The organism is Geoglobus sp. (genome assembly GCF_054018175.1).
Window position 1 is genome coordinate 1 of the sequence record NZ_JBPLZQ010000004.1, and the last position, 4705, is coordinate 4705.

Consider the following 4705-nt stretch of genomic DNA (forward strand, 5'->3'; position numbering starts at 1 on the left):
TCAACCATGCCGGGATTTTTCAGAAACTCCGAGGTTTTGAGGGTCTGGACGTGGGTGAACTCCCGCCCGTCGAACGAGACGATGTCGGTGAATGTTCCTCCAACGTCTATTCCGGCAAACATTACACCAGTCTTCTGTGATTCACACTATTATAATGTTTCCCATCCTCGGAGAAGTCGCTGTGGGCATGTAGGGCTGTTAGACGCTGCTTGAAGCCGTTAACGTGGCCATAAGCACGCTTCCCGAGCGGTTCGCCGTGCACACCTACTCAAAAAGGGACCTGTGAAAAACATGAAGGTCTGATCCTTCAGAACTGGCTGGCGTCATCTCGAGCGCTACCTCTTCCTCGGCTCTATGTACTCCTTTGGCGCGCTCTCTATGGGCTCCAGGTACCTCCTCAGCACCTTCGGTATCTCGACCCTGCCATCCTCGAGCTGGAAGTTCTCGATTATTGCGGTTATGGCCCTCGTCGTTGCAATCGCCGTCGAGTTCAGGGTGTGTACGAAGCCCTTTGACGGCATTCCCCTCTTCTCCGCGAACCTTATGTTCAATCTGTAGCTCTGCCAGTCTGTGCAGTTTGAGCATGACACCATCTCCCTGTATTTTCCCTGAGCCGGCATCCATGCTTCAAGGTCGTACTTCTTGGCTGCAACAATCCCCAGATCGCCTGTGCAGATGTTCACAATCCTGTATGGAATTCCCAAGCCCTGCCATATCCCCTCCACGTTTGCTATGAGCCTCTCATGCCACTCCCAGCTCTCCTCTGGCAGACAGTAGATGAACTGCTCCACCTTGTTGAACTGGTGGACCCTGAAGATCCCCTTGGTGTCCTTTCCATGAGCCCCTGCCTCCTTTCTGAAACATGGAGAGACGCCAGCATACAGCAGTGGAAGCTCATCCTCCCCAAACGTCTCGTTCATATGCATTCCCGCTATCGGATGCTCGGAGGTTGCGATCAGGTAAAGGTCCTCGTCCTCTATCTTGTAGAGGACCTCCTCGAAGTCGCTGAAGGCAGTCACTCCAGAATACGCCTTAGAGTTCATCATGTATGGTGGGGAGAGGATCGTGAAGCCCTTCTTCTTCAAAAAGTCGAGAGCATACATGGCAAGTGCGAAGTCCAGCCACACTAAGTCGTCGAGCAGGTAGTAGAACCTCGATCCGGCAACCTTTGCAGCTCTCTCGATGTCTGCCCACCCGAACCTCTCAACGGCATCCGCGTGGCCAATAGCTGGCCTGTCAATGACCTCGTATTCAGCCTTTCCTTCACTCTGCTCCAGAAATGAGTCGAGGTGCTCCTTGTAAACCCTCGCCTTTCCCCAGAACTTAACCGGAACGTTCTCGCTGTCGTCCTTACCCACAGGCACGCTCTCGTGAATTATGTTGGGAATGGAAAGCAGAACAGAGTTCAGCTCCTCTTCGAGCTTTCTGAGTTCCTCCTCCCCTCTCTTAACCATCTCGGACGTTTTTCTCGCCTTCTCTATTAGCTTCCTCTTCTCCTCACCCTTCGCCTTCTTCACCATCTCCGAAAGCTGATTCCTCTCCCTCCTGAGCTGGTTGAGCCTGAAGAGCTCCTCCCTCCACCTCTTGTCAAGCTCTATGGCTCTGTAAACCACTTCAACGTCCTCTCCTCTCCTCCTCTGAGACTCTATGAGAATCTCCGGGTTCTCTCTCAAGGCCTTGAGTATGCTCCACATCCTCATACCTCCAGAAATTGGGAAACGAGCGTCACAGTATTCCCGTCTCTCACAACCTTTATTTTTTGCGGAAGGTACTTCTCCTCGATCAGGTAGTAACCATCCTCTTTTCTGCCGAGCTTCTCGAGCATGTTTACGCAGGCATACACGAACTCGTTCGCGTCCTTCTCGCTGTCGAAGGCGATTTTCCACACCCACCCCGTCTCGTTCAGGGTGTATGCGTCACCGTTCCACCCCTCGGCAGCAACACCCGCTATGACATCATCGACATGAGCCGCGAGGAAGAAGAACAGGAAGAGCTCACCGAGCCTGTTCTCGTCCCCTGAGGTGTTCAGGCTGACCCGCTCAAAGCTCTCGTGAGAGAAGTACTTCTCGGGGTGCATGACCTGTTCCATGCTCTCCGGCGGGTTTTCAAGCATTTCCTTGGTGTCACCAGTTCTGTTGTAAACCTCTATGGCAAGGTTGTAGCCGTACAGGTACGGGGCGTATCCCAGAAGGGGGTACGCGTTGTCCTCGTTCACCTCGCTCTGCCTTTCCTTCCCGTAGTCCTCGCCCGCGATTATCCTCGAGATGAGCTTCGCATCACCCTCGATCGCGGAAGCCTTGGCCTTCTCCCCATCGAATGTGCCATCGGAGGTTATGTTGAACCTCTCCTGATACAGGTGCTCCAGCTCGTGGTAGACGGTTCTCCTGAAGGTTTTCGCGTCGAAGTTGTCCCTGACCACGTATATTTTTCCCTCCCACGTGAATGCCACGAAGCTCGCCAGGTCGTGCTCTTTCGCCTTCTCAAACGTGTAGTTTGCCGGAAGGATTAGCATGGCCTTGTAGAACAGCTCCTCCCTTGGCTGGTAGCTCCCCCATTTTTCCACGACCCACTTCGTGTCAACCACTTCAAGAGGTGGGTTAAAGTCGGTTCCCCTGAACCCGTTGAAGGTCTTCAGGGCTTCCTCGTACGCCTGCTTTATCTCCCTGTCTCCGTCAAGGAGGGTGCATCCTGAAAGCGAGATCGCGATAATCAGGAGGAAAAAAACTGGAAGCCACTTCCTCATAGCAAGTCCTTTTCCACTAAGCTTATAGCCTTATCTATCTCCGCCTTGAGAACGTCCGGTATACCTTTTATCTCGAGGTCGAGGAACCCCCTTATGATGGCCGCCGTGGCCTCGTCCCTCGAGAAGCCCCTCGCCATGAGATAGAATATTTCCTCCTCCGCGATCTTGCCGATTGCTGCCTCGTGACTCAGGTCAACATTGGGGTAGTTGGCCTCGAGCTCCGGAACGGCCACTATGTTCCCGCTGTCAGAGAGCATCAGCCCCCTGCACTCCAAGTGCCCCCTGACTTCAGGTGCGTTGCCCACGAGGTGTCCCCTTGCGACTATTCTGCCACCCCTGCTTATAGTCCTCGAGACAATCTCGGCGCTGCTGTTCTCACCGTTGAGTATTGCTCTGCTGCCAACGTCCACGTTGCTGCCCTCAAGTCCTACGATTATGCTGCTGAAAACAGCTCGGGAGTTCTTTCCGTTTAGGTGGGCAGTGGGATACATCTGCACGAGCTTGACGGGGTTCATGAGGACGTAGTTGCTTATGAAGACGCCGTTGTCCTCCACTATGGCCGCGCTCCTCGGCCTCACCTCTATGTCGCTCTCCCAGCTGTGGATCATCGTGAAGGTCAGCTTCGCGTCCTTCTTCACGAAGAACTCGGAGATGCCGATGTGCATACCATCCGCAACGCCTGGATGGGAGGTGCAGCCCGAAATTATGTTGAGCTCGCTCCCTTCTTCGGCGATGATTATGTTGTGGACCCTCTGCCTGTGTCCCCGGGTTCTGAGGTAGAGGCACGCCTCAACGGGGAACTGAACCTTGGCCCCCTTCTTGGCCCTGATGAAGTACCCGTTCACGTCGGGGGAGTCAGCCTCTCTTGTGTAGTCGTCCTGCTCCCTCCTCACGGCCTTCCAGAAGTAGTCCTCGAGCCAGTCGTACTTCTCGAGGGCCTGCTTTATGCTCATGACCTCGACGCCCTCGTAGAAGCTCTCCGCAGTTACAGCGTCCTGATCGACCTGAACGAATGTTGCACTCCTCCTGCTCTCGTCCAGCTCGATGCCAACGCTCTCGAGCCTCTTTCTCACTTCCTCTGATTCAAATTCTGGAATTCTCTCAGGCATTTCTTAACACACCCCTCATAACCGTATTTCCTAACATCATCAAGAATCTCGTACGGGTTGCCTATGCACGCCAGCCTGCCCTTGTATAGGATCACGCCGTAATCCGCGTCCACGTAATCCAGGATGTTGCCCGTGTGGGTGATTATAATCCCAGACTTTTCCCTCTCGCCTTTCGGCCTGTCCCTCTCGAGAAGTTTGCTTATCGCTTCCCCCACCAGAGCCACGTTTTCGATGTCCACACCGCTGTCGGGCTCGTCGAGCATGACGAAGTCCGGGTTCATGACGAGCAGCTGCAGGAGTTCGCTCCTCTTTACCTCTCCTCCCGAAAAGCCTCTGTTTATTTCTCTCCCGAGGAAGTCAGTCATGTTCAGGAACTCCGCGTACTCGTGTATCCTCTCCTCAGGAACGCCTCGCTTCTCAGCGATCTTCCTGAGCACGTCTATCAGCTTGACCCCGCTTATTGCCGGAGGCGTCTGAAAGGCTATGCCCATCCCGAGGTTTGCCCTGAAGTCGGCATCTCTGTCGGTTATGTCGACACCCTTGAAGATTATCCTGCCGTCGTAAACCTGATAGTTCGGGTTGCCGATGAGAGTGTTCATCAGCGTGCTCTTTCCGCTGCCGTTTGGGCCGAACAGTGCGAGCGTCTCACCTCTCTTGATGTACAGGTTTATGTTCTCCAGAACCTTCTTGCCGGCAACCCGCACTCCGAGGTTCACAACTCTCAGCATGTCCTCCTCCATACTCACCACACCTCTAACTCATTTAACGGCGATTAAAAACCAGTGGAGTTGTGTCAGAACTCCACAATACTGATCTCACCGTCCTCGTAGACTGCGTAGGTTCTCTTGCCAGT

At 54.0% G+C, this 4705-nt stretch carries 5 protein-coding genes; all 5 read right to left on the bottom strand.

Annotated features, from left to right (window positions below; translation table 11 throughout):
• The coding region (locus ACXJJC_RS00220; protein ID WP_456368452.1) for a hydantoinase/oxoprolinase N-terminal domain-containing protein at positions 1 to 122 on the bottom strand (122 nt) is incomplete at its 3' end.
• A gap of 213 nt (positions 123 to 335) precedes the next feature.
• Positions 336 to 1694, bottom strand: coding sequence for a serine--tRNA ligase (gene serS, locus ACXJJC_RS00225; protein ID WP_456368449.1), 1359 nt, complete (start codon positions 1692 to 1694; stop codon positions 336 to 338).
• A gap of 2 nt (positions 1695 to 1696) precedes the next feature.
• On the bottom strand, positions 1697 to 2743 hold the full coding sequence (locus ACXJJC_RS00230; RefSeq protein ID WP_456368450.1) for a hypothetical protein: 1047 nt from the start codon (positions 2741 to 2743) through the stop codon (positions 1697 to 1699).
• On the bottom strand, positions 2740 to 3852 hold the full coding sequence (locus tag ACXJJC_RS00235) for a SufB/SufD family protein (RefSeq protein ID WP_456368451.1): 1113 nt from the start codon (positions 3850 to 3852) through the stop codon (positions 2740 to 2742). The genes ACXJJC_RS00230 and ACXJJC_RS00235 overlap by 4 nt, the downstream gene beginning before the upstream one ends.
• Entirely contained in the window at positions 3813 to 4592 is a 780-nt protein-coding gene (locus tag ACXJJC_RS00240) for an ABC transporter ATP-binding protein (protein WP_456368453.1), read from the bottom strand. Before ACXJJC_RS00240 ends, ACXJJC_RS00235 begins: the two co-directional genes overlap by 40 nt.
• Positions 4593 to 4705: the final 113 nt, after the last annotated feature.